Source organism: Massilia rhizosphaerae (genome assembly GCF_016093545.1).
Taxonomy (GTDB): Bacteria; Pseudomonadota; Gammaproteobacteria; order Burkholderiales; family Burkholderiaceae_D; genus Telluria; species Telluria rhizosphaerae.
The window spans coordinates 261,700-285,816 of the sequence record NZ_JADKYX010000006.1 but is presented as its reverse complement, the minus strand read 5'-3'; the positions used below and the strand labels follow the sequence as shown (position 1 = coordinate 285,816).

Below are 24,117 nucleotides of genomic sequence, written 5' to 3'. Positions count from 1 at the left end.
CATGCAGGGTCAGCGCCCTCGGATACCGTCCAGTGTTCAGCAATGGGGTGGGAGAGGTGAAGGGCTTAATCTACACTCGAAGGTCTATGCCTTAAGGGTGGGCTCAAGCTGCTCTTCACCTCAGTTGATGGTAGCTAACCATCAACTCTATCAAGATACAAGGGTGGGCACCCCGTGCCCACCAAGCGCGCTCAATCCAGGCTGAAGATGATGTCGCTGATCCGGTCGTAGATCGGATCGGCCGACGGCCCCTCGTTCGGCCAGTTCAGGATGTCGAAATGGTCGTATCCACGGTAATTGCCGAGGAAATTCCACACGCCCTTGACCGCCGTGCCGTCGTAATCGCGCACCGGGTGCCCGGCGGGCGCGCGCATGCTGATCGTGTTGACGACGCCATCGTTCGGGAACCAGGCGCTGTCGATGCGGACCCGGCCCGGCGCGTTCTGCGTGTACGATCCCATGCCCGGCTGGGCCAGCGCGCCGACGATCCATTCGCCCGCGAACAGCTTGAAGTACGGGATCATGTCGGCGCGCGGATACTGGAATTCGGCGTTCTGCACGGGCGCGATGGCGCGGTCCGTGCCGTTGCAGCACCAGGCGCCGGCTTCCGTCGCCAGCGTGCCCACCGAAAAATAATAGACCGAGGGTGAAGTCAGCGCCCAGAGGTTGAATTCGCGCGCGCCGTCCGGCGCCATTTCCCAGTGGGCCAGTTCGTTGTCGAGGATGTCGCGCAAGGGACTGCGCAGGTTCGGCAGCACGTCCAGCACGGCGTCGCGCAGCGTGGTGCCGTTGTGCGGCGCGGAGATCGTGACGACGCTCTTCACCCAGCCGATCTTGCCGCCCTTGTACAAGTCGCCGCCGCCTTCGTCGCCGTCCGGCGAGCCGTGTTCAAGCAGCTGGATCAGCGCGCGGATCGTCGTGCCGCCCTGGCTGTGGCCGATCATGTGGACGGGATGCGCGGCATCCCATTGCGGATAGAACGCGAGCGGATAGTGCTCGGGATTGTCGGCCGGGTCGGCGGCCCAGCATTTGCCGGGCGGCTTCTGCTGCTGGCCCGGGTAGCCGTAGCGGGCCACGTGGTGGGCGCCGTAATCGACGCAGCCGCCCTTGATCTGGGCGTACAGCTCGGCCGCGCGGTCCCAGTTCGACGCGATCGCGCCGACCTGGGCCGTGAAGACGACGTGCGGGCCGTGGTAGACGGCCAGGTGCGAGGCGATGCTGCCGTAGCCGCCCCAGTACAGGAAGCTGCCGAGCGGGTGCTCGTTCGGTCCGAAGCCGAGGAAGCCGTGCACGAGCACGACCGGGTCGTTGTTGACGGCGCGGGCGGGGGCGCACAGCAGCGAGGCAAGCGCCAGCAGCGCGCAGGCGCAGGTGTTCGTCAGTCGCAACATATGACTCTCCATTGGACGTGGCGAGCTCATTGTCGGTTTGATATTCGCGGCAGAGTTTGCGCTGCCTCGACCCGGACGGTAAAAAGACTGTTGCAGCGCAACAAAATACCGCCGGTGTCGCATCTACGCACTGTGTCCAGGGCCATTGTGCGGAGCGAAAAAAAGCGGCCGTCCAGCGGCCGCCTGTCAAGCGAGGAGAAAGGGGTTCAGTTCGTGGCCGTCACGCCGGCCGCATTGCCGACGGCGCCATCGCCCGGCGCGGGCGGCAACGGCGTGTTGGACGCCGTGACGGCGGCCTTCTCGGCCAGGTCCGGGTTCCAGACGACGTTGTCGTCCACCGAATACAGGCGGCACGGCGTGTCGCTCTTGGCCGAGCAGGTGGCCAGGGCGCGGGTGTCCGGGTCCTCGCCTTCCTCGGCCCAGCACCAGGCGCCGCTGGGCGACACGGCGAACGCGCGCGGCGTCATCTTGGTCAGGTATTCGCGATAGGCGCGCCTGCCGTTCTCGGACAGGAAGGGCACGGCGTCGACGTCGTCGAGGCCGGCGAAATTGGTCGCCTGCGGCTGCGGCGGCTCCGGCACTTTGTACAGCACTTTCGTCGGCATGCCGACCTGCTTCAAGAAGGTCATCGTGTCCGCCAGCCAGACCTTCTCGCCGTCGCGGCTCGCCAGCATGCCGTGCGAATCGCGCTTGAACGGCGCGTACTCGACGAGCTGGGCGTGGCCGCCGGCCTGTTCGAAGGCGTCGTGCATGCGCGCCACCAGTTCCGGCGAGAACAGCGAATCGTTCTGGCCATACATCCACAGGCTCGGGATCTTGTTCTGCGCGCCGTACTCGGCGAAGGCGGAAACGAGCGCCGAGCGCCAGCCGCAGCCGTTGCTGTCGTCGCGCAGGCCGCCGGCGAAGTTGATCAGGCCGCGCACGCCCGGCAGGTCCTGGGTGCCCAGCGCGATCGTCGCGAGGCCGCCGTACGACTGGCCGACGACGACGATGTGGTCGGCGTCGACCCATTGCTGGTCGCGCGCGTACTCGAGGGTCGAGCGGATGTCGTCGGCCTGGGTGTAGCCGTTGGCCGTCATGTCGCAGCCGTGGTCGTGGTAATAGCCGGTGGAGTTGGCGAAGCCCTGGCGCATCGGCACCATCACGGCATAGCCGCGCTCCACGAAGGCGTGCGCCATGTGGTAGAAGCGGTCGCGCGGCTGCAGGTTCGGGTGGCCCGGGTCCTTGCCGTGGTTGATGATGACGAGCGGGAAGGGGCCCGGACCGTTCGGCTCGAACACGGTCGTCTCGAGGCGAGCCTGGTGGTCCTGGCCGGCCGGGATCAGGATGATGTGTTCGTTGATCCGGTAATCGAGCTGCAACTCTTGCTCGATTGCGAGTCCCGGCAGCAGGGACAGGGCGGCGAGGCAGGCGAAAGTCAGTTTGCGAACGGAAATACGGGCTTTAAACATAGAACACTCTGGAAGACACCGGGTTTGCACGTTTTCCCCGAGAGCCGGAAGCTCTAAAAACCTGCTGCGCGTTGCATTTGCGCTTTGCGATGCTCGCTGTACTGCTCGTACAGCTGCGCTTCTCAATCGCAACTGCGGCCGCTCGCGACGGTTTTTCGAGGTTCCAACTGATTGCCTCGTGGAATGAATTGATTCTAAGCACGGTGATTTCTCAGAGCAATGTCCGAATAACCAATTCTCGAACTAAATCTTCGTGTGTGGCCACATTTGCCATAACAGGCAGATAATCGGCCTGGCCAACGATTGGGCCGCCCATGTTTCCTTGACATGCTTACCGACGACCGTTTCCTGCAAGCCTTGCAAGGCGGCGCCCGTGCCTGGCGTCTCGCGCTGGAACGCCACCTCAAGGCGCATGGGCTGACGACGGCCGGCTGGAACGCGCTGGCGGCCGTCGCGGACAGCCCGGAGCCGCCGTCGCAGCGGGAACTGGCGCTGCGGCTCGGGGTGGACGGCGCCACGCTCGTGACGACGCTCGACCGCCTCGTCGCGGGCGGTCTCGTGCGGCGCGACTCGGAACCGGGCGACCGCCGCGTCAAGCGCATCGTCCCGACGCCGCACGGCACCGCCGTCGCGGGGCAGGTGCGGGCGGAAGCGGCCGCGCTGCGGCAGGCGACGGTCGCGCGGCTCGACGGCGACGCGGCGGCGGCGGCCGCCGCCGTGCTGGAGGAATTGCAACGGCTGCTGGAGGGCACGGATCGAATCGCTCGCATCACTCGAGATGGAGGAGGAACACCATGATCAAGATCGGGATCATCGTCGGCAGCACCCGGCCCGGCCGCAAGGCGCCGGACGTGGCGCGCTGGGTGCTGGACATCGCCGGCATGCGTGCCGACGCCGTGTTCGAGCTGGTCGACATCCAGGATTTCGACCTGCCACTGCTGGACGAGCCGGTGCCGCCGTCATTCGGCATGTACGCGCACCCGCACACGAAGGCGTGGGCCGCCGCGATCGCCGGTTTCGACGGCTACGTCTTCGTCACGCCCGAGTACAACCACGGCACGTCCGGCGCGCTGAAGAACGCGATCGATTTCCTGTACCGGGAGTGGAACAACAAGGCCGCGGGCTTCGTCGGCTACGGCAGCGCGGGCGGCGCGCGCGCCATCGAGAGCCTGCGCCTCGTGATGGGCGAGCTGATGGTCGCCGACGTGCGCGCGCAGGTGATGCTGTCGCTGCGCACGGACTTCGACGATTTCACGACGTTCAACCCGGCCGCGCACCACGAGCAGGCCGTCGACGCCATGCTCGACCAGGTGGTGGCGTGGAGTCGCGCCCTGAAGACGTTGCGGCCGGATGCGCCCGTCACGGCGGCCGATGCGCCGCAGGCGGGGCAGCGCATGGGCAGCCAGTGAGTGTCCGGGTGGCGCTACAATCGCCGCCCATGACCGATCCATCTTCTCCGACAAAGCGCGCCACCTGCGCCGCCTGCCTGCGCGCGCAGAGCGCCTGCATCTGCCATTGGGTGCGGCCGCTGTCCAGCCGCGCCGGCCTGCTGATCCTGCAACATCCGCTCGAAGTGCGCAACGCCAAGAACAGCGCGCGCCTGCTGCACCTGTGCCTGGCCGGCAGCCGGCTCGAAGTGGGCGAGGCGTTCGCGCCCGGACAACTGGCGGCGCTGCTGGGCGCGGACGGCCGCACGCCCCTGCTGCTGTATCCGGACACGCCGCCGTCCCCGGCCGCACCGGCGCCGCTGCCGCCGCCGCGTCCCGAAGACGTGACGCTGGTCGTGCTCGACGCCACCTGGCGCAAGAGCCGCAAGATGCTTCACCTGAACCCCCTGTTGCAATCCTTGCCGCGCCTGGCGCTGCACGACGTGGCGCCGTCGGCGTACCGGATCCGCAAGGCGCATGCGGCGCACCAGTTGTCCACGCTGGAAGCGGCGGCGCTCGCGCTGGCCCGGATCGAGGGCGATCCGGGCCGCTACGAGCCGCTGCTGGCCGCATTTGACGGTTTCGTACAACAACTGGCCGCGCACGATCCCTACTTGGCGAAAGGCAGCTGATCCAGCACAACACAAGCGGCACCGCGCGACAGTAGGTTATTTTCCTGGAGGAAAAATGAGCCGCGCCTTTGCCGTTTCGACCATCCTTGCCCGGATCAAGGCCCAGCGCCCGGCTGTTGTCGTGGCCTCGGCGTGTTGCGCCAGCGTGCTCGCGGTGCTCGCCGCATGGCACGGCCGGGGCCAGCGCGTGGTCCTCGAGGACGTGCTGCACGTCGCGCTGGCCGTGGCCGCGCCGGCGTTGCTGGCCTGGTTGCTGCTGTTGCGCGAGCTGGCCCCGCTGGCGGCCTTGGTGGCGCCATTGCAGGCACTGGCCGGCGACGGCAGGCCGGCGCAGCCGGCGGGCGCAGGCGCGGGCGCGGCGAGCCCGCGGCTGCTCGCGCGCGGCCTGGCCCAGGCGGTCGAGCATGCGGCCGCGCACATCCGCGAGCTGGAACGGGCGCGCATGGCGGGCGAGGCCGACGCCCGGTTGATGGAATATGCGCGCGACAAGATGCAGGCGGTGCTCCAGTGCCTGCCCGACGGCGTGCTCGTGCTGGATCCGGCCGGCGACGTCATCTTCGCCAGCGGCAAGATCGAACCGATGCTCGGGGTGCAGATGGAGCGGGTCTTCGCGCTGCCGCCGCAGGCGTGGTGCGAGGACGCGCCGCTGCGCGCCCTGCTGGCCGCGGTGCGCAACGGCAGTTCCGATGCGCTGCGCCGCTCCACCATCGAATTCACGCCCGCGCGGGTGCCGGACAAGCACCTGTGCGCCACCGTCCAGCCGCTCACGGGCGACGGCAGCGACCTGGTGTTCGGCACCCTGGTCGTGCTGCGTGACGCCACCCGCGAGCAGGTCGCGCGCCAGGCCAGCAACGATTTCGTGGCCCATGTGTCGCACGAACTCGCGTCGCCGCTGCAGGTGATCGGCACGGCCGTCGAACAGCTGGCCGATCCCGGCTGCGACGTGGCGCCGCGCGCGCGGGCCATCGACACGATCCAGGACGAGGCCGAGCGCATGGCCACGCTCGTGAACAACCTCCTGAACGTGAGCCGGCTCGAGACCGGCGCGATGCGGCCGGAGCGCCAGCGCGTCAAGCTCGACGGGCTGCTGCGCGACTGCGTCCAGCTGGCGCAGCCGCGCGCGCACGGCCGCCAGGTGCGGCTGCATCTGCAACTGCCGCATGCGCTGGACGCGGTCGCGGCCGACCTGGACCTGCTGCGCATCGCGCTGAACAACCTGCTGGACAACGCGGTCAAGTACAGCAACGACGGCGGCAGCGTCACGCTGGCGGCGGAACAGGGCGACCATGAGCTCGTGATTTCGGTGCGCGACGGCGGCATCGGCATCGCGCCCGAGGACCAGGCGCGCGTGATGGAAAAGTTCTACCGCGTGCGCGACGCCGGGGCGGCCGGGCGCGGCGGCCACGGCCTGGGCCTCTACCTGGCCAAGCAGATCGTCGAGCTGCACCAGGGCCGGCTCGAACTCGACAGCGAACCGGGACACGGCAGCACCTTTTCGATCCACCTGCAACGCGCCCGGGCCGAGCCGGGGGAGGGCTAGATGGAAACGGCCGTCACGCGCACGCGGATCGGTGCCCTCGTGTACCTGGCGCCGTCCGGCGCGCTGGTGACGCGCGAGAGCGTCGCCGCGCTGGCCGAGGCCATCGACGACAGCGTGGCCCAGCACCAGGTGGCGATCGTGCTGGACCTGGGCAAGGTGCAGGTCCTGTCCGGCCACGCGCTCGACCTGTTCGTGCATGCGGGCGCGCGCCTGGCGGCGCTCGGCGGCTGGCTGCGCCTGGCCTATCCGAGTCCGCTGCTGCTGGACGTGCTGGCCGTGACCGGCGTCGTCGACCGCGTGGCGCTGTACGACACGCAACCCCATGCGCGGCCGCAGGCGCCGTCGCTGCCGCCGGGCGCCGCGCGCGATCCGGTCCGCAACAAGCTGGGCGACATCCTCGTCGCGCGCGGCGCCCTGACGCCCGCCCAGGTCGAGGAGGCGGCCAAGCTGCAGCAGCAGACCGGCAAGCGGATGGGCGTGATCATGATCGAAAAGCGCTGGCTGTCCGAGGCCGCGCTGTGCCAGGCGCTGGCCGAGCAGCTCGGCGTCCCGTTCGTCAATCCGCGCGCCGGGCTGTGGGATCCGGCGGCGGTCGCGCTGCTCGACGCCGGCGTCGCGCGGCGCCTGAACGTGCTGCCGCTGTTCGTCGTCGACGGCACGCTGACGATCGCCACCAACGAGCCGCAGGCGCTGCACAACGTCGACGAGATCCGCTCGGCGACGGCCTTGCGCGTGCGGGTGGCGCTGGCGCCGCCGGGCGAGCTCGAACGCGCGCGCGAGGAAGCGTACGGCGGCGAGATCCCCGACTTCGTGCACAGCGAGGCCGACGACCTGGAACTGGTCGAAAGCGCGCTGCCGCAGGACTACACGCGGATCGACGAGATGGCCAGCGCCAGCCCGGTGATCAACCTGGTCAACGCGATCATCCAGCGCGCCGTGCACGACCACGCGAGCGACGTGCACATCGAAATCGGCCGCAACAAGTCGCGCGTGCGGCTGCGGGTGGACGGCATCCTGTACGAAGTGATGTCGCCGCGCGCCGAACTGCACCCGGCGATCGTGTCGCGCCTGAAGGTGATGGCCAACCTCGACATCGCCGAGCGCCGCCTGCCGCAGGACGGCCGCATCCAGGTGGTCACGCGCGGACGCACCATCGACCTGCGGTTTTCCTCGCTGCCCGGCATCTACGGCGAAAAGGTGGTGCTGCGCGTGCTCGACAAGGACCGCTCGATCCTGGACGTCGACCGCCTCGGCATGAGCTCGGGCGCGCTGGCGGGCTTCAAGCGGCTGCTGGCGCGCAGCCACGGGCTGATCCTGGTGACCGGGCCCACCGGCAGCGGCAAGACCACGAGCCTGTACTCGGCGATCAGCCACCTCAAGAGCATCGAGAAGAACATCGTCACCATCGAGGATCCGGTCGAATACCAGCTCGAGATCATCAACCAGAACCAGGTCAACGACGTGATCGGCCTGTCGTTCTCGCGCATCCTGCGCCACGTGCTGCGCCAGGACCCGGACGTGATCATGGTGGGCGAGGTGCGCGACCGCCAGACCGCGGAGATCGCGGTACAGGCCGCGCTCACCGGCCACCTGGTGCTGACCACGCTGCACACGAACGATACGCTGGGCGCGGTCGCGCGCCTGGTCGAGATGGGCGTCGAGCCGTACCTGCTGTCGTCGGCCCTGATCGGCGTGATGGCGCAGCGCCTCGTGCGCCGCATCTGCGGCCAGTGCCGCACCAGCTACATGGCGCCGCCGGGCGCCGCCGCGTCCTGGGGCTGGAAGGGCGAGGGGACGCTGCGCCTGGCGCGCGGGCGCGGCTGCCCGGCCTGCTACGACTCGGGGTACAGGGGACGGCTCGGGATCTACGAACTGCTGGAGATCGATCCCGACCTGCAACGCATGGTGGCCGCCAACGCCGGCAAGGACGCGATGACGCGCCACCTGGACGCGCGCGGCCACGTCGACCTGTACGCGGACGGCATGGCGCACGCGTTCGCGGGCGAAACGACGCCCGAGGAAATCGCGCGCGTGGTAACGGCAACCTAGGAGCGGACCGTGGCGCTGGAATGGGACGATTTCGAACTGGACGACCGGCCCGCGAACACGGGCGCCGCGCAAGCCGCGCTGGTCCTGCCGCCCTGGCTCCAATGGCGACCCGGCACGCCGGAGCGCATGCTGCTCACCGAGCGCCTGGCATTGCTGCTCGATACCGGCGTGTCGCTGCACCGCGCACTGTGCGTGCTGCGCGACCAGGCCGAGCGGCCGCAACTGCGCGCCATCCTCGACGAGCTGGCGCACGACATCGTGGCAGGGCAACGCTTTTCCGAGGCGCTGCTCAAGCATCCCGCGCTGTTCCCGCCCACGTACACCAACCTGGTCGGCGCCAGCGAGCAGGGCGGCTTCCTGTCGCAGGTGCTGCAGCAGCTGGTCGAGATGGACGAGCAACAGCAACGCCTGCGCAACACCATGATCGGCGCGCTGGCCTATCCGGGCTTCCTGGCCGTGTTTTCGACCCTGGTCGTGATCTTCATCCTCACGGCGGTCTTTCCCAGGTTCTCGGTGATGTTCAAGGGCATCTACGACCAGCTGCCGCTCACCACCAAGATCCTGATGGCGGTCAGCGACCTGCTGATCCATCACTGGGCCCTGCTGGCGGGCGGCGTCGCCCTGGCGGCGGCGGGCGCCGCGGCCACCTTGATGCGCCCGGCGACGCGGCACCGGCTCGACCGGCTCAAGCTGCGCCTGCCGTTCGTGCGCCATATCTTCGTCAAGATCTACCTGACCCGCCTGCTGCGCGTGATGGGCGTGTCGCTCGAGCGCGGCGTGACCATCCTGGCCACGCTCGGCGCCTGCCGCAACGTGATTCCCAACGCCGAGTTCCGGCAGTTCCTGGGCGAAGTCGAGGTGGGCGTCACGGAAGGCAACGGCATTGCCGCCGTGTTTCGCGCCAGCCCGCTGATCCCGGCCAGCGTCAAGCAGATGATCGACACGGGCGAGGAGACCGGCGAGGTCGGCCCGGTGATGCGGCGCGTGGCCGATTTCTACGAACGCGACCTGACCCGCCAGCTCAACCAATTGGCCAAGATGGCCGAGCCCGCCATGCTCATGATCATGGGCGTCCTGGTGGGAACGATTGTCACCTCAATAATATTGCCGATCTTCAAGATGTCCCGCGCCGTTCATTGATTCGGCACAGGCATGCGCTATAGCAAAAAAGGAATTTTTCTCGGTGGTACTGTATTTCCGCTGTTCAAGAAAATGCCCGTCTTCAACTGCAGCGTAACCATGAAAGAAGGCTGAGATGAACATTCCATTCCGTACTCCGCGTTCCCGAGGCTTCACCCTGATCGAATTGCTGATCGTGGTCATCATCATCGCCATCCTGGCGGCGATCGCCATACCGCAATTTTCAAATACCACCGCCGACGCGCAGGAATCGACCCTCGACGCCAACCTGAACAACCTGCGCTCCGCGATCGAGATGTACCGCGTGCAGCACAACAACACGTTCCCGGCCGCGACCGCCTCCACCGGCGGCGATTCGGCGGCATGCACGGCCGCCAGCGGCACGCTGGGTACCGCCGCGATCAATACCGGCGATGCGCTGAAGGAACAGCTGACCATGTATTCGGACGTGACCGGCCACACGTGCAGCGCGGCCGGTGCCGGCTTCCTGTACGGCCCCTACCTGCGCGAACAGCTGCCGATCGAGCCGATCAGCAATCCGCCGACGAACGTGGTCGCCATCGTCAGCACGACCGGCACCGCCACGGCGCCTGCCGCGGCCACGGGCGGCTGGCGCTACAACTACGTCACCGGACGCATCGACATGAACAGCAACGCGAACGACCGCCGCGGCAACGGCTATTGGACCCATTGACGCGGTGCCGGATGGCGCGCCGCGCCGGGGTCACGCTCATCGAGATGGTGGTGGTGCTGGCGCTCGTCGCGCTGGTGGTCTCGATCGGCGTGCCGCCGGCCGACGCGCTGGATGGCCCGCGCCTGGACGCCGCGTCCAGCGAAATCCGGGAGGCATGCCGCTTCGCGCAGGCGGCGGCCCTGCGCGGCGGCGCGTGGTATGCGGTCGACTTCGATCCGGCGAGCCAGGTGGTGCGTGTGTACCGGCTCGACGCCTATTACGCGGAAGATACGAGCGTGACGGTCATGCATCCGGTCGACAAGGGCGCATACCGGATCGCCTTCGGCGCCGGCGCGCTGGACGTGGCGATCGTGAGCGCCGTATTCCAGTACAGCAACAGCACGACGACGCGTACCTTGGCGTACGGCCCCGACGGGTTGCCGGCTGCCGGGCTGGACAGCGGCGGCAACGCCGTCACGCTCAAGAACGACGGCCTGGTCACGTTGCGCCATGGCCGGACGGTGCGCCGGGTGACGATCGACGCCGCGATGGGAAAGGTGACGTTTTGAACATGCCGGTCCATGACGAGCAGGGTTTCGCCTATCTGGAGGTGATGGCGGCGGCGCTGCTGCTGGCGCTGTGCGTCATGCCCATGGCGAACGCGGTCAGGAATGCGCTGGCGGCGCCCGACGTGGCCAAGGCGAAGATGCGCGACATGCGCTGTCTGCAGGCGACCATGGAAACCGTGCTCGCCGAGCCGTACATCAACCTGTGGCAGGCCGCACGCGACATGCAGCAGACCACCAGTTATTCGCAGCCGGCCGACGGCAGCTGCATCGAACGCGACGTCTACATCGCCAAGTACCGGGCCCGGTACGGCCAGGCGCCCGTATTCCTGCCGTATCCCGACGTCGAAACCGCGCAGCAGCTCGAGGACGTGCTGCTGTACGTGACGGTCTCGTCCCCGGAGTCGGGCTACAGCTTCTCGACGCTGGTGGCGCGATGAGCCGGACCATCGTTCGCCCCGCGCGCGGCCTGTCCCTGGTGGAGCTGTTGATCGCGCTCGCGCTGGCGGCGCTGATGCTGGCCCCGCTGGCCGGCCTGACGGCCGACATGGCCACCGCGTGCGCGATCGCGGCCGACCGCCAGATCCTGCTGCGCGACGCCGAGTTCGCGCTCGGACGCATGGCTTATGTGATCGAAAATAGTCCCCAGGGCATGCTGAAACAGGGCACGGACACGACCACGACCGGCACCTGGTTCGCGCAAACGTTCAAGCTCGCGAACGGGCAGCTCGTGCAAACCAATCCGGACGGAGTGCTGGCCGACAACGTCACCGGTTTTTCCGTGACGGCGCCGGAAACGGTGGCCGGCCAGCAACTGGTCCAGGTCACGCTGACGCTGGCGCGCGGCGACGCGAGCGCCAGCACCGGCATGACGGTACGCCTCGGAGGCGCGCAATGAGGTCCGGCGGCGCGGACGGGCTTGTACTGGTGCCGATGGCGCTGACGCTCGCCTTCGTCGGCGCGCTGGCGTGGGCGATGGTGCGCGAGGCATCGATGAGCGTGTCCCAGATCGACCTGGACTACGATGCCCAGGTCGCCCGCTACCTGGCCAAGGCGGGCCAGAACCTGGCCAGGTGGCAGAACCAGCAACTGGGATGCACGAGCGCCGTCCAGTTCGGCAGTTTCAGCCTGCCCGGCGGCACGATCGTCACCAACGCCGTCATGGACGTCGCGGGCGGTCTTTCGATCGACGTCAGCGCGACCGCGAGCGGGGGCCAGACGGTGCGCCTGGCGAATGCCTCGGTGCCGGTCTACAACGCCGCCAAGCGCACATCGGTCACCTGGAAGGCCAGCGCGTCCAACGCGGACGATACCTACATCGTCTTGGGCGACACGACGCCGAACGGCACCGTCATGTTCATGGAGCTGACCGACGGCAAGGAACGCGGCGTGCTCCAGTTCGTGCTGACGTCGCTGGGCGACGTGCTGACGGTTTCGGCGCAGCTCAAGCTGTTCCAGACGAATACCAAGTCGACCGCCGCGACCCAGCTGGTCTACCTGCAGCGGGTCACGACCGCGTGGACCGAGGCCAACGCCACGTGGACCGCGCCGTGGTCCGTGCCGGGGGGCGATGCTGTCGGCACGCCGGCCGCGGTCATGTCCGTTTCCAAGCAATCCAATCTGTACTACAGCGTGCGCATCGACGGCCTCGCCGACGCGTGGTTGAAAAAGAGATTGCCCAACTATGGCGTCCTGCTGACGTCGTCCGGCCTGACCCAGGCGCGCTTCGGCACCCTCGAAGACAAGGCCCACCAGCCGGAACTGGTGCTGGACTACTACCCACGCTGCCCATGACGAACACGGACCGCCCATGAAATCCACCACATCGCTGTTGCGTCACGTGTCCCGCGCCTGGTCGAGCACCGGTTTCGCCACGCCCGAATTGCGCGATTACGCGGCGCCCGTCATCGACAAGGAGACCCGCGACGGGGTCGTCCTGCTCAGCCAGATCGCGCTGCTGTTCCTGGCGCTGGCGGCCACGCTGTCGGCCTGCACCGACCTCGGCACGGGCTACACCTATACCTACAGCCTGTTGACGGGACTGGCGCTGCACGTCCGCGTGTCCAGCACGCGCGTGGCCGACCTGCGCGCGCAGTATCTGCTGGCGATGCTGCTCCTGATCGTGTGCGGCTCGGCGCTGGTGCTGCTGGCGCACCGCTCGGGCCAGTTGAACGCCGTGCTGCTGCTGTCGGTCGGCGTGCTGATCATGCTGGTCCCGGTGGTGCCGTGGGGCCTGCGCGAAGCGCTGCTGACCACCGTCGCCATCTACACGGTCTTCACCCTCTCCACCATGTTCGGGCGCGCGCACTTCGCCTCGCGCGACCTGTGGCTGCTGCAATGCATGATGCTCGTGGCGGCCCTGATCACGCTGGTCCTTGTGGCGCGCGCGCTGGCGCTGCGCAAACACGACCTGACCACGCGCTTCCACCTCGAGCAGGCCAAGCGCGAGCTGGCCGACCTGGCCGACCGCGACCACCTGACCGGCGCCTGGAACCGGCGCCACATGGAGCGCGAATTCGACCGCCTGCTGGCGCGCTACCAGGCGCGCGGGCTGGAGAGTTACTTCGGGCTGTTCGACATCGACCGCTTCAAGACGATCAACGACACGCTCGGCCACAACCGCGGGGACGCCGTGCTGCGCGCCGTGCAGGCCGCCTTCGACAGCGCGTGCGGCGAACACGATTATCTGGCGCGCCTGGGCGGCGACGAGTTCGCGCTGCTCATGCACGGTCCGGACGCGCGCGAGCGGATCGGGCGCGCGCTGGCCGCCGTGCATCAACACATGGACGAGCCGTTGCCGCGCGAGTTCCGGCCCACCGTCAGCCTCGGCATGGTGCGCCTGCCGGCCCACGGCGGTTTCGGCTTCGACGAGGCCTACAAGCTGGCCGACCACCTGCTGTACGAAGTCAAGCGCGCCGGCGGCAATGCGGTACGCTGCAATGTGGCCGTGAAGGTGTGCGCATGAAGCCGCCGTTCGCCGGGGTGCGCCTGGCCCGGCCCGCGGTCCGCGCGCCGATCGGGCTCGATTTCGCGGGCGAGCGCCTGAACCTGCTGCAGGTCGAGCCGGGCGCGCAGGCCCCGGTGGTGCGCGCGGCGGCGGCATTGCCGTATCCGGTCGACCGGGCGGCATTGCTGGCCGACCGCCGCCGCCTGCGCGGCTTCGTGCGCGACGCGCTGGCCAGCGCGCCGTTCGCCGGACGGCGCGTGATCGCCGCGCTGGCGCCGGCCGACGTGCGCATCCAGTCGCTCACCGTGCAGCTCGCGCCGGGCGAGAGCGAACGGCAGGCCGTGGCCCGGCAGGTGCGCGAGCAGCTCGGCGCCGGCAAGGCGGAGGAGTCGGTGGTCGACTATATCCCGGTGCGCGGCCCCGACGGCACCGGACCGCAGCGCCAGGCGCTGGTCGCGGTTGCGCCGGTGCGCAAGATCGTCGCCTACCTCGATACCTTGCGCGGGGTCGGCCTGGACCCGGTCGCGCTCGACGTCGGGCCGGCCGCGATCGCGCGCCTGCTCGCCGCGATGCAGGAGGACGACACGCAGGCCGTCATCCTGGTGAATTTCGGCGCCAGGAAGAGCTACCTGAGCGTCGTCTCGGGCCAGGGCCTGATGCTCGACCGCCAGATCGACTTCGGCGAGACGCAGCTGGTGGACAAGCTCGCGAACGTGCTCAGGCTGGCCCCCGCGGCCGCGCTCGCGCTGCTGCGCGAACACGGCACCGGCGACCCGCAGGCGCGGCCCGGCGCCGCGTCGCACCGCGACATGGGACGCGCGATCCGCGAGATCCTGCATCCGCAGTTCGCCACGCTCGCGGAGGAGCTGGCGCGCACCCAGGTGTACATCGCGTCGCGCACGCGCGGCGCGAGCGCGCGGCGGATCTACTTGAACGGCAACGTCACCCGTTACGCCCACCTTCCGGACCATGTCGCCGCCATCGCGCACCTGCCGGTGGAAGTGCTCGACCCGTTCCGTGCGTTCCGGCTCGCCCCGGGCTTCGCGCCCGCCGGCAACGTGGCGCACGGGATCGCGCTGGCGGCGGGCCTGGCCCTGCGCGGGAGGGCGCATGGTTGACATCGACATGATCCCGCGCAGCTACCTCAACGCCCTGCGGGCGCAGCGGATGCTGGCGTGCTACGGCGCCGCGCTCGCGCTGCTGCTGGCGGCCGGCGCCGTCGGCGCAGGCGCGCTGCGCGCGCGGCTGGCGCGCGAAACGCCCCGCCTGGCGGACCTGCGCGGCGCGGCCGCGCGCGCGGCCGCGCTGCGGACCCTGGTCGCCGCGGACGAACGGCGGCGTACCGTGCTCACCGCCAATGCCCGGGCCTACGCGGCGCTGCGCGGTGTCGGCGCCGCCGCCGACCTGGCGCGCGCGCTCGACGCGTCCTTGAGCGACAAGGTGTGGCTGGAGCGGGTCGAGTTCGTGCGCAACCGCGCACCGCACCAGGGCACCGCGGACGCCGCGCCCGCGGGCACGCTGCGGGTCGACACCTTGGGCCCCGCGGGCCGCCAGGACTGGCGCCTGCTCGACCGCATCGACATCGACGGCCGCGCGCTTGACCAGGCCGCGCTGGCCGCCTTCCTCGCCGCCTTGTCGGGCAGCCCGGCGCTGGTGGACGTGCGCTTCGTCGACAGCAGCGCCAGGCCCGGAGACGGCGACGTACTGGCCTTTCGCGCCACCGCCACGCTGCGCCAGCGGGAGCGGGCGCCATGAACGTCCGCGACGTCCTGGCCCGTACGCCCGCGCGCCAACTGCACCTGCTGGGCGTCGCGGTGTTGCTGGCGGCCGGCGCCGCACTCTGGTTCGGGGTGGTGCGCGCCCCGTTGGCCAGCCTGCGCGCCCTGTATGCCGAGCAGACGAAGCTGGCGCAGGCCAGCGCGGGCCTGGCGCGCCTGCAGGCCCAGGCGACGGCGCTGGAAGCGTCGGTGCGCATGTTGACGGGGCAGTTCGGCGGCACCGGCGTCACGGGCGCGGGCGCGGACGAGCAACTGAGGCTGATCCGCGAGATCGGCGCGCTGGCGGCAAGCAGCGGCGTCACGGTGACGGCGATCCGGCCCGCGCCCAAGGAGCAGGCGCTGGTCTTCGTCCAGACCGGATTCGACGTCGAAGCGCGCGGCAGCTACGCGGCGCTGCTGGCGTGGCTGGACGCGCTCGAAGGCTCGGCGTCCCGGCTGGCGATCCCGCGTTTCGCGCTACAGGCGACGAAGTCCGCCGGCACGGTCGAACTGCGCGCGCGCATCGCCGTCTATGGCATGGGGAGCGTGTCTTGAAGCCGGCCGTGGCGATGCTCGCGCTGATCCTGGCCGGCCAGGCGGGGGCGGCGCCGTTGCGCGACCCGTTCGTGCGGCCGGGGACGCCCGCCGCGGCCGCCGCGGCGCCGGCCGGGGACGGCCCGGGCGAAGCCGCAGCCGCCGCGGCACGTCCCGAGCCGCCCGCACCGCGCCTGCGTGCCATCCTGTTCTCCCGTGCGGAGGCCCTTGCCGACATCGACGGCCTGGTGCTGCGCGAGGGCGACCTGGCCGGCGACTGGCGCGTCGTCAGGATCGAGGAGCGGCGCGTGAGCCTGAAGCGCGGCAACGTCGGTCTCGTATTGCAGCTCGACCGGGAGACAGCGCGATGAAGCACCTGTTCGTTTGCATCGCCTGCGCCGCGTGCCTGATCGCCGGCGCCGCCCGCGCCGCCGGACCGGCGTCCGGGGACACCGCGACCTATCTGTTCCGCGACACGCCGATCGCCGAGCTGTTCGAGATGATCTCCGCGCGCGACCGCGTGAGCATCATGGTGGGCAAGGGCGTGACCGGCAACGTGGCCGTCAGCCTGTACGACATGACGGCCAGCGAAGCGATCCACGCGATCGCCGAGGCCGGCGGCTACAAGGTGGTCGAGCGCGGCAACGGCTACCTGATCGTGAATCCCGCGCTGGCGGCGCAGGGCTCGGTGCCGGACGACATCCAGGTGCGCGCATTGAAGGTGCAGTACTCCGACCCGAAGCTGGTGGCCGACATCCTCGGCAAGCACGTCGGACCCGGCGGCAAGGTGACCGTGCTGCCGCAGCGCCGGATGATCGTGGCCGAGGACACCGAGGCGGGGCTGGCGCGCATCGAAGCGCTGCTGCGCCAGATCGACACGGCGCCGCGGCAAGTCATGATCGAAGCGAAGATCCTGGAGGTCACGCTGGACGACAGCGAAAACTTCGGCATCGACTGGACCAAGGTGCTCAAGAACGGCACGAAGATCGGCGTCGGCGGACTCGCCCAGCAGGGCCAGCCCGGCCTGTTCTTCAACTACATCAGCTGCCACTGCGACTTCACCGCCTACCTGTCGGCGCTGTCGACCAAGAACAAGGTGCGCACCCTGGCCACGCCCAAGCTGCTCGCGCTGGAAAACGAGGAAGCCGGCATCACCATCGGCGACGAGCTGGGCTACCGGGTCACGACGACCATCAACAACGTCACCAGCGAATCCGTGCAGTTCCTCGACACCGGCGTGATCCTGCACGTGACGCCGTCGGTCGACGCCGACGGCAGGATCGCGCTCAAGGTCAGGCCGGAAGTGAGTTCCGGCTCGGTCCTGAACGGCGTGCCGTCGAAAAAGACGACGCAGGTCACGACGCAACTGGTCGCGGAGGACGGACAATCGATCCTGATCGCGGGCCTGATCAAATCCAGCGCGACGCAGCAGCGCACCGGCGTGCCGGTGCTGGGCGACATCCCGGTGCTCGGGAACCTGTTCGCCAACAGCGAGCGGCACGGCAGCCTGACGGAAACCGTGGTGGTGATCACCCCGCACCTGCTGCCCGCCGGCGGCACCGCGGACGACGCCCGGGCCGCCGAGCGCATCCGGCAAAACGCGGACGACATCGCCGACGGGCTGAAGGCACCGGCGGCGCTGAAGTAGGCCAAGCCTCATGCAGCGGTGTTGTGCAACAACAAGCGGTGCATGCGAGCGCTTGAACACGTGCCGGGATCGGCGTACTATACTGTATAAACATACAGTACTAAGGAGCGCCGTATGAACCGCGGTAAAGCCAGCTTGGGTGGTGCGGTAAAAGGTGTGGAAAGTCAGGTCATGCTGCCGTTTCCACAACGCGTGAATGGGCCGGTGCCGCTCAAGGGGCGCGGCGCCGTCGCGAACGTCCAGGGACGCTACGAGGTGCATGCCCGCGAGCACTTCGACGACGGCTGGACGGTGCCCGGGCTGGGCCCGGAAGCCAAGGCGCTCAAGACCGTCATCACGGACGAGATCGCGAAGACCATTCTCACGCGCAACAGTTCGCCGGACATTCCGTTCAATGTGTCGCTGAATCCCTACCGCGGCTGCGAGCACGGCTGCATCTATTGCTTCGCGCGCCCGACGCACGCCTATCTCGGCCTGTCGCCCGGGCTTGACTTCGAAAGCCGCATCTTCGCCAAGGTCAATGCCGCCGAACTGCTGCGGCGGGAGCTGGCGCGGCCCGGTTACGTGCCCGAAAACATCGCCATCGGCGTCAATACCGACGCCTACCAGCCTTGCGAACGCGAGCGCCGCCTCACGCGCGAGGTGCTGGAAGTCCTGGCCGAATGCCGCCATCCGTATGGCCTGATCACCAAGTCCGCCCTGATCGAACGCGACATCGACCTGATCGCGCCTATGGCCGAGCAGGGCCTGGCCGGCGCCGCCATCACGCTGACGACCCTGGACGGCGAGATTGCGCGCACGCTCGAGCCGCGCGCGGCCGCGCCCGCGCGCCGCCTGCGCGCGATCCGCACGCTCACCGAGGCCGGCATTCCCGTCAGCGTGAGCGTCGCGCCCATCATCCCGTTCGTCACGGAACCGGAAATCGAGCGCATCCTGGAAGCCGCGAAGGACGCCGGCGCCGTCGGCGCCCACTACACGGTGCTGCGCATGCCGTGGGAAGTGAACCCCTTGTTTCAGCAGTGGCTGCACGCTCATTTTCCCGACCGCGCCCAGCGCGTGATGAACCGCATCCGCGACATGCGCGGCGGCAAGGACTACGACAGCGATTTCAGCAAACGCATGACGGGCGAGGGCATCTGGGCCGACCTGATCCGCCAGCGTTTCACGAAGGCCGTCAAGCGCCTCGGCATGGATGGCTATATGGGACGCTTCCACAAGCTGGACGGCTCGCAGTTCCGCCGCCCGCTCGTCGTGCCGAAAACCGTCGTCAAGCCGGCCAGCACGGCGGCGGCGCAGATGGACCTGTTCTGAAAGGGCAGTGGAGCAGGCAAGGTAGCGGACGACGTGCGGCGCGTCGTCTTCGTCGGCGCGGAATCGACCGGCAAGTCGACGTTGACCCATTATCTGGCGCACGCCTACGACACCGTCGCCGTGCCGGAGATCGGCCGCTTCATCTGGGAAGACAAGCGGGGCCGGCTGGGGCCGGACGATTACGTCGAGATCGCCGTCAAGCACCGCGCGGCCGAGGACGAGGCGATGGCACAGGCGCGGCCGCATCCAGCAACTGGTGCTGCGGGACCTGGACACGCGCGGCATCCCGTACATCGTCGTGCACGGTAGCGTGGAAGAGCGGGCACGCCAGGTGCGGCGCGTGCTCGACGGCGCCGGCTAGACGATCGTTCCCGGCAACTCGATCCCGTGCAGGCGTCGGAACAGCGTCAGCGCAAAACTGTCCGTCATCCCGGAAATGTAATCGGTCGCACCGAGCAGGCGCGCGTACGGCGTGGCGCCGCGGCCGAATGGCTGGGGAATGATCTGGGCGATCTTCCGGTCGGCCGGCGTGCGGTCCGCTTCCGGCTTGACGAGCGCAGGCACGATCTTGCCCAGCAGGCCGCCGAGAATGTCGAAGCCGGCGGCCTCGATCTGCAGCACCGACGGCGTGGCATAGATGCGCTCGCGCGACAGCGTGGCGATCGCCTCGAGTTCCGGCGCGAAGCGTGACGCGCCGACGAGATCCTGCTCGAAGCGGCCGTCCATGATGGCGTCGTAGTGAGTGCGGAAGACGTCCAGCGCGGCGTCCACGAGATGCCCGATGGCGCGGGCGCGCAGATATTCCACGCGGCCCGTGTCGTCGGCCAGTTGCCGGTAGGACGGGCTGTCGACGGCGCCGTCTGGAAAGGCGATGGGCCACAGCAGGTTGCGTGCTTCGTCGAACGAGACGCGGCCGAGGCGATGGCCGTCTTCCAGGTCGACGATGCCGTAGCAGATGTCGTCCGCCGCCTCCATCACGAACGCGAGCGGATGGCGCGCCCACGCGCCCGGCCCCTTGGGCACGAGTCCGACCTGGTCGGCGACGCGTGCGGCCGTCGCGGCATCGTCCGCGAAATAGCCGAATTTCCTCTCGCTGATCTTGTCCTTGTTGCGCGGCAGATCCGACGCGCGCGGGTATTTCATGAACGCGGCCAGCACCGCATAGGTCAACTGGAAGCCGCCGTGGTCGACGGCGTTCTGCAGCCGCGTGACGAGGCGGAAGCCCTGCGCATTGCCCTCGAAGCGCAGGAAGTCCAGGCGTTCGCGTTCGCCGAGACCGGCGAGCCAGCGGTCGGCGTGGTCGGCGAACCATGACTGGATCGCGGCTTCGCCGGAATGGCCGAATGGCGGGTTGCCGATGTCGTGGGCGAGACAGGCGGCGGCCACGATGCTGCCGAAGTCCTGCGGCGCCATCGACAGCGCCGGCGCGCGCTCCTTGATGAACTCGCCGCACAGCATGCCCAGCGAGCGGCCGACCGACGACACTTCGATACTGTGCGTGAGGCGCGTGCGCACGTAATCGCTGTCGGACAGCGGAAACACTTGCGTCTTGTCCTGCAGGCGCCGGAATGCGCTCGAATACACGAGCCTGTCCCAGTCGCGCATGTATTCCGACCGGCTGCCGCCATCGCCCCGGTCATCCTCGCGGCCCAGGCGCATCGTCGAGACCAGGCGTTCCCATTCCATCGACATCGTTCCCCGCAATCAAAAGGTGTGCGCCAGTGTACACCGTCCTTTCCCGTAGCGGACCGTGCTACATAATGGTTGACGATATCAACTTCATGCTATATCTTACGATGTATCTTACGATATAAAGGAGTTAAAGATGCCACATCCGATGCACCATGGCCATCATCATCACGACCATCACGATCATCACCACGGCCACCATCACCACCACGATCATGCCGGGTTCTCCCCTCGCCACGGTCACGGTCACGGCCACGGCGGACACCACGGTCGCGGCGGCCACCCGGGCGGCTTCGGCTTTTCCGATGACGGCGGCCTGCCGCGCGGACGCAAGTTGTCGTCGGACGATTTGCAATTGCTGCTGCTGGCGCTGATCGCCGAGCAGCCCAGCCATGGCTACGAGCTCATCAAGGCGCTGGAAACGCGGTCGAACGGCTTCTATGCGCCGAGCCCGGGCATGATGTACCCGGCACTCGCGTGCATGGAGGACCTGGGCTGGGTCACCATCCAGCTCGAAGGCACGCGCAAGCGTTATTCGCTGTCGGACGAAGGCCGCGCCCACCTGGACGCCAACCGCGAACGCGTCGACATGCTGCTTGCGCGGCTGCAGCAGGCCGCGCAAAAGATGGACCTGATGCGCAGCGCCCTCGCCGAAGGCGGGGAGGGTGTGGGCGGACGCGGCGCCTGGTCGGCGGAACTGGCCGATGCCCGCCACGCGCTCAAGCGCGCGCTGATGACGCGCGCGGGCGCGTCGGTGGATGAACAGGGGCGCATTGCCGCGATCCTCACGCGCGCCGCAGCCGAGATCGAGCGGGGGCCGGCCAGCGGCGGCCAGGACGGCGCGGCCGGGCGCTGAGCGAGACCTCGGCGGGCCCCAAGCGGGGCTCGAGTGGCGGACCGGCGCACCGGACAGCATGCGTCGGCTTGCCGACAGCGCCGACAGCGTCGCCAAACGACGGGTCGGCCGACGTGCCGTCCCGGCCGCCGCCGCCGCCCAAGACGAAAACGCTCAGCGTTCGTTGGTCACGGCCGCCAGCAATTCCGTCGTGTCGGCCGCACCCATCCTGCGCGCCGCGTCGAGGATCGCGTTGCCGTCCGCGTCCAGGCGGAACGGATCGGCGCCGCGCGCCAGCAGCAGGCGGACGATGTCGCCGCGGTTGAACATCGCGGCGAACATCAGCGCCGTCTTGCCGTTCGGGCCCGCGTGGTCGACCGCCGCGCCGTGGTCCAGCAGCAGGGTGGCGAGCGCCGTATCGCCCTTGAACGCGGCGCCGGCGAGCGGCGTCTGGCCGGCGTCGTTCATGAGTTCCGGGTCGGCGCCGTGTTCCAGCAGCACCCGGGCCGCGTCCGCATGGCCGTGGTAGCAGGCCAGCATCAACAGGCTGTCGCCGCGTTCGTTGCGCAGGTTGGGCGGCAAGCCCTGGCCCAGCAGCGTCGCGAGTTCGCCGGCCTCTCCGGCGCGCGCGTAGTGGAAGACTTTGCGCACGAAGGCCAGCGTGTCGTCGTCGAGCTCGCTGGCCGACGGCGGGCGGGGCGGTGACTGCGGCGTCTCCTGCATCGGCATCTCCTGATTGGCGTACGGCTCGACAGATTAGAACACATGGCCGCGCCGCGCACGGCAGCGACGGAGTCGCGCGGGATCAAACGCGGTGCTGGAACTCTTGCAGGTGCCGCTCGATCTCAAACACATGCGGGTCGGGCTTGCCGAGTGCGCGCAGGGCCTTGGCCAGTTCCAGCAGGTACTCGCTGTTCGGTCCGCTCGGGCCACGCGCGGAGGCGATCTGCAGCGCAATGTCGCGCTCACTCGCCGGGCCGAGATAGGCCGCGTTGTCGTGCGTGGCGATGTACACGAGGCCTTCCGCTTGGCCGCCGTCGTCGAATCGGATGTCGGTCGCCAGGCGCAGGTAGCCGTTCTTTTCGCGGTAATCGAGGTGGGCGAATTCCTCGGGTGTGACGAGGTAGGCCATGCCGTGGCAGGTCGCGCCCGGGTCCGGCACGAGCGTGACAACCCGCCCCGGCGCCGTCTCGGTGCCGCGATGGTCGTGCGAGCCTTGCCAGAAGCGCCGGGTCCAGCCGGCGATGCTGGCGGGGCGCCGCTCGAGATAGGGAAAGTCGGCCTTGAAGATGAGGGAGCCGTAGCCGAACAGCCAGACGCTGGCGTGGTCGTCGAACTTGCCCATGCGCTGGTTGATCGCGATGGTGTTATGGGACATCGATGACGGGAGGTTGCTTAAAGGAACTTGCATTCTAGCGCGGCCGTTCTGCGGCGTCAGGCGCGTGCCGTGTTGCGCCGTATGGCACCAGCGGGATTGTCGGCCGCGCCGACCCAGTCGTACAGGAACGCGATGAACGCGGTCGCCGCCGGCGACAGCGACCGCTGCTCGCGCGTGTAGACGAAGAAGCGGCGCGTCAATACCGGTGCGTCGAGCGGCAGCATGCGCAAGCCGTGCAGGCGGACGAGCGGTGCGGCATACGGCATGCACACGGTGACGCCGAGGCCGGACGCGACCATGGCCAGCGCCGTCGTCATATAGGTCACTTCGTGGGCCGGCCTCAACGCGATCTCACGCAGGCTGTCGGCCCGGACGCCGCCTTTGGCCTCGCCTTTGCCGGCGCGGTTGACTTCACCTGCGCCGTCTCCTTTGCCGCGGCCGTGTTCGCCTCCCATGTCGGCCAGCAGCCGTTCCGTGAACTGGCCGCGCAGCGAAATCAGCGGATGCGCGGCGAGATCGCTCCAGCCGAGCCGGCTTTGCCGCGCCAGCGGATGATCGGGCGGGACGACGGCTTCGAACGGCATCTCCATCAATTCGCGCGCTTCCAGTTGCGGCGCGCCGTCGCGTTCGGGGCCGATGCCGAAATCCGTTTCCCCGGAGAGCACGCGCGTCGTCACCGCTTCGACCGGCGAATCGGACAGGCTGATGCCGATGTCCGGGTAGCGCGCGCGCCATGCCGCGATCACTTGCGGCAGCAGGGTGCAGGCCATCAATTGAGGCACGGCGACGCGCACGATGCCCTTCCTGAGTTGCGCTTGGTCCGCAATGTTCGCAAGCGCACGGTCGAGATCGTCGATCATCTGGCTGAATAGGGGATACAGTTCGTTCCCTGTTTCGGTGAGTGCGATGCGTCGTGTATTGCGGTCGACGACACGGACGCCGAGAGTTTGTTCCAACTCTTTGATCAAACCGGACAAAGCTGACTGTGTAACGTGCATGTACTGTGCGGCAAGCGTAAAGTTGCCGGTCTTTGCCAGGGCAACGAAGGCGCGCATCTGGCGCAGGGTTGGATTCATCAGAAAGTCCGATAAATAGAGCGAAAAATATTGTTTGTATGATAGTCCGTTTTATTTTTTAATGGCGGAAACA

At 68.6% G+C, this 24,117-nt stretch carries 26 protein-coding genes; 20 read left to right on the top strand and 6 right to left on the bottom strand.

Annotation, left to right across the window (positions count from 1 at the left end; translation table 11 throughout):
* Positions 1 to 191 precede the first annotated feature (191 nt).
* Together ISF28_RS12290 and ISF28_RS12285 are read right to left on the bottom strand one after the other, a co-directional pair.
* A complete protein-coding gene (locus ISF28_RS12290) occupies positions 192 to 1,391 on the bottom strand; it encodes an esterase/lipase family protein (protein WP_198117465.1) in 1,200 nt (399 codons plus the stop codon).
* 206 nt (positions 1,392 to 1,597) lie between these two features.
* Complete coding sequence (locus ISF28_RS12285) at positions 1,598 to 2,842, bottom strand: dienelactone hydrolase family protein (RefSeq protein WP_198117464.1); 1,245 nt, start codon at positions 2,840 to 2,842, stop codon at positions 1,598 to 1,600.
* Between the two features lie 327 nt (positions 2,843 to 3,169).
* Between ISF28_RS12285 and ISF28_RS12280 the strand changes: the two genes are divergently transcribed.
* The 19 genes from ISF28_RS12280 to ISF28_RS12190 all read left to right on the top strand — a co-directional run bounded on the left by ISF28_RS12280 (position 3,170) and on the right by ISF28_RS12190 (position 19,375).
* A complete protein-coding gene (locus ISF28_RS12280) occupies positions 3,170 to 3,640 on the top strand; it encodes a MarR family winged helix-turn-helix transcriptional regulator (protein WP_198117463.1) in 471 nt (156 codons plus the stop codon).
* Positions 3,637 to 4,251: an NADPH-dependent FMN reductase gene (locus ISF28_RS12275; protein WP_198117462.1), complete on the top strand. Its 615-nt coding sequence runs from the start codon at positions 3,637 to 3,639 to the stop codon at positions 4,249 to 4,251. The genes ISF28_RS12280 and ISF28_RS12275 overlap by 4 nt, the downstream gene beginning before the upstream one ends.
* Positions 4,252 to 4,280: 29 nt before the next feature.
* Positions 4,281 to 4,901 (top strand): tRNA-uridine aminocarboxypropyltransferase, encoded by a 621-nt coding sequence (locus ISF28_RS12270; RefSeq protein WP_198117461.1) that lies wholly within the window; start codon positions 4,281 to 4,283, stop codon positions 4,899 to 4,901.
* A 55-nt stretch (positions 4,902 to 4,956) separates the two neighbouring features.
* Complete coding sequence (locus ISF28_RS12265; RefSeq protein ID WP_198117460.1) at positions 4,957 to 6,441, top strand: sensor histidine kinase; 1,485 nt, start codon at positions 4,957 to 4,959, stop codon at positions 6,439 to 6,441.
* Positions 6,442 to 8,490, top strand: coding sequence for an ATPase, T2SS/T4P/T4SS family (locus ISF28_RS12260; RefSeq protein ID WP_198117459.1), 2,049 nt, complete (start codon positions 6,442 to 6,444; stop codon positions 8,488 to 8,490).
* Positions 8,491 to 8,499: 9 nt separating this feature from the next.
* Positions 8,500 to 9,630 (top strand): type II secretion system F family protein, encoded by a 1,131-nt coding sequence (locus ISF28_RS12255; protein WP_198117458.1) that lies wholly within the window; start codon positions 8,500 to 8,502, stop codon positions 9,628 to 9,630.
* Positions 9,631 to 9,745: 115 nt separating this feature from the next.
* Entirely contained in the window at positions 9,746 to 10,324 is a 579-nt protein-coding gene (locus ISF28_RS30485) for a prepilin-type N-terminal cleavage/methylation domain-containing protein (protein ID WP_229519031.1), read from the top strand.
* An 11-nt stretch (positions 10,325 to 10,335) separates the two neighbouring features.
* Positions 10,336 to 10,872, top strand: a complete 537-nt coding sequence (locus ISF28_RS12245; protein WP_198117457.1) for a prepilin-type N-terminal cleavage/methylation domain-containing protein — start codon at positions 10,336 to 10,338, stop codon at positions 10,870 to 10,872.
* Between the two features lie 2 nt (positions 10,873 to 10,874).
* Positions 10,875 to 11,309 carry a hypothetical protein gene (locus ISF28_RS12240; RefSeq protein WP_198117456.1) on the top strand — a complete coding sequence of 145 codons (435 nt, stop codon included), beginning with the start codon at positions 10,875 to 10,877 and terminating at the stop codon, positions 11,307 to 11,309.
* A complete protein-coding gene (locus ISF28_RS12235) occupies positions 11,306 to 11,767 on the top strand; it encodes a prepilin-type N-terminal cleavage/methylation domain-containing protein (protein ID WP_198117455.1) in 462 nt (153 codons plus the stop codon). The genes ISF28_RS12240 and ISF28_RS12235 overlap by 4 nt, the downstream gene beginning before the upstream one ends.
* A complete protein-coding gene (locus ISF28_RS12230) occupies positions 11,764 to 12,663 on the top strand; it encodes a DNRLRE domain-containing protein (protein ID WP_198117454.1) in 900 nt (299 codons plus the stop codon). Before ISF28_RS12235 ends, ISF28_RS12230 begins: the two co-directional genes overlap by 4 nt.
* 16 nt (positions 12,664 to 12,679) lie before the next feature.
* Positions 12,680 to 13,834 carry a GGDEF domain-containing protein gene (locus ISF28_RS12225; RefSeq protein ID WP_198117453.1) on the top strand — a complete coding sequence of 385 codons (1,155 nt, stop codon included), beginning with the start codon at positions 12,680 to 12,682 and terminating at the stop codon, positions 13,832 to 13,834.
* The gene (gene pilM, locus ISF28_RS12220; protein ID WP_198117452.1) at positions 13,831 to 14,934 is read left to right on the top strand and encodes a pilus assembly protein PilM; all 1,104 of its coding nucleotides are present in this window, start codon (positions 13,831 to 13,833) and stop codon (positions 14,932 to 14,934) included. The genes ISF28_RS12225 and pilM overlap by 4 nt, the downstream gene beginning before the upstream one ends.
* Entirely contained in the window at positions 14,927 to 15,571 is a 645-nt protein-coding gene (locus ISF28_RS12215) for a PilN domain-containing protein (protein WP_198117451.1), read from the top strand. The genes pilM and ISF28_RS12215 overlap by 8 nt, the downstream gene beginning before the upstream one ends.
* Entirely contained in the window at positions 15,568 to 16,128 is a 561-nt protein-coding gene (locus ISF28_RS12210; protein WP_198117450.1) for a GspMb/PilO family protein, read from the top strand. Before ISF28_RS12215 ends, ISF28_RS12210 begins: the two co-directional genes overlap by 4 nt.
* Complete coding sequence (locus tag ISF28_RS12205) at positions 16,125 to 16,478, top strand: hypothetical protein (RefSeq protein ID WP_198117449.1); 354 nt, start codon at positions 16,125 to 16,127, stop codon at positions 16,476 to 16,478. The genes ISF28_RS12210 and ISF28_RS12205 overlap by 4 nt, the downstream gene beginning before the upstream one ends.
* Complete coding sequence (locus ISF28_RS12200) at positions 16,475 to 17,755, top strand: type II secretion system protein GspD (RefSeq protein WP_198117448.1); 1,281 nt, start codon at positions 16,475 to 16,477, stop codon at positions 17,753 to 17,755. The genes ISF28_RS12205 and ISF28_RS12200 overlap by 4 nt, the downstream gene beginning before the upstream one ends.
* A 171-nt stretch (positions 17,756 to 17,926) precedes the next feature.
* The gene (locus ISF28_RS12195) at positions 17,927 to 19,066 is read left to right on the top strand and encodes a PA0069 family radical SAM protein (RefSeq protein WP_198117447.1); all 1,140 of its coding nucleotides are present in this window, start codon (positions 17,927 to 17,929) and stop codon (positions 19,064 to 19,066) included.
* A 33-nt stretch (positions 19,067 to 19,099) separates the two neighbouring features.
* Entirely contained in the window at positions 19,100 to 19,375 is a 276-nt protein-coding gene (locus ISF28_RS12190) for an AAA family ATPase (protein ID WP_370663423.1), read from the top strand.
* A gap of 48 nt (positions 19,376 to 19,423) precedes the next feature.
* Here the strand turns inward: ISF28_RS12190 and ISF28_RS12185 are convergent, their stop codons facing one another.
* Positions 19,424 to 20,752 (bottom strand): deoxyguanosinetriphosphate triphosphohydrolase, encoded by a 1,329-nt coding sequence (locus tag ISF28_RS12185; protein ID WP_198117446.1) that lies wholly within the window; start codon positions 20,750 to 20,752, stop codon positions 19,424 to 19,426.
* Between the two features lie 139 nt (positions 20,753 to 20,891).
* Here ISF28_RS12185 and ISF28_RS12180 point away from each other — a divergent pair, with 139 nt between their 5' ends.
* Positions 20,892 to 21,611, top strand: a complete 720-nt coding sequence (locus tag ISF28_RS12180) for a PadR family transcriptional regulator (RefSeq protein WP_198117445.1) — start codon at positions 20,892 to 20,894, stop codon at positions 21,609 to 21,611.
* Positions 21,612 to 21,764: 153 nt separating this feature from the next.
* Here ISF28_RS12180 and ISF28_RS12175 read toward each other — a convergent pair whose 3' ends face one another.
* From ISF28_RS12175 to ISF28_RS12165, 3 genes are all read right to left on the bottom strand, one after another.
* Positions 21,765 to 22,313 carry an ankyrin repeat domain-containing protein gene (locus tag ISF28_RS12175; RefSeq protein WP_198117444.1) on the bottom strand — a complete coding sequence of 183 codons (549 nt, stop codon included), beginning with the start codon at positions 22,311 to 22,313 and terminating at the stop codon, positions 21,765 to 21,767.
* A gap of 82 nt (positions 22,314 to 22,395) precedes the next feature.
* Positions 22,396 to 22,968 carry a gamma-glutamylcyclotransferase gene (locus tag ISF28_RS12170; protein WP_198117443.1) on the bottom strand — a complete coding sequence of 191 codons (573 nt, stop codon included), beginning with the start codon at positions 22,966 to 22,968 and terminating at the stop codon, positions 22,396 to 22,398.
* Between the two features lie 56 nt (positions 22,969 to 23,024).
* Positions 23,025 to 24,044, bottom strand: coding sequence for a LysR family transcriptional regulator (locus tag ISF28_RS12165; RefSeq protein ID WP_198117442.1), 1,020 nt, complete (start codon positions 24,042 to 24,044; stop codon positions 23,025 to 23,027).
* Positions 24,045 to 24,117: the final 73 nt, after the last annotated feature.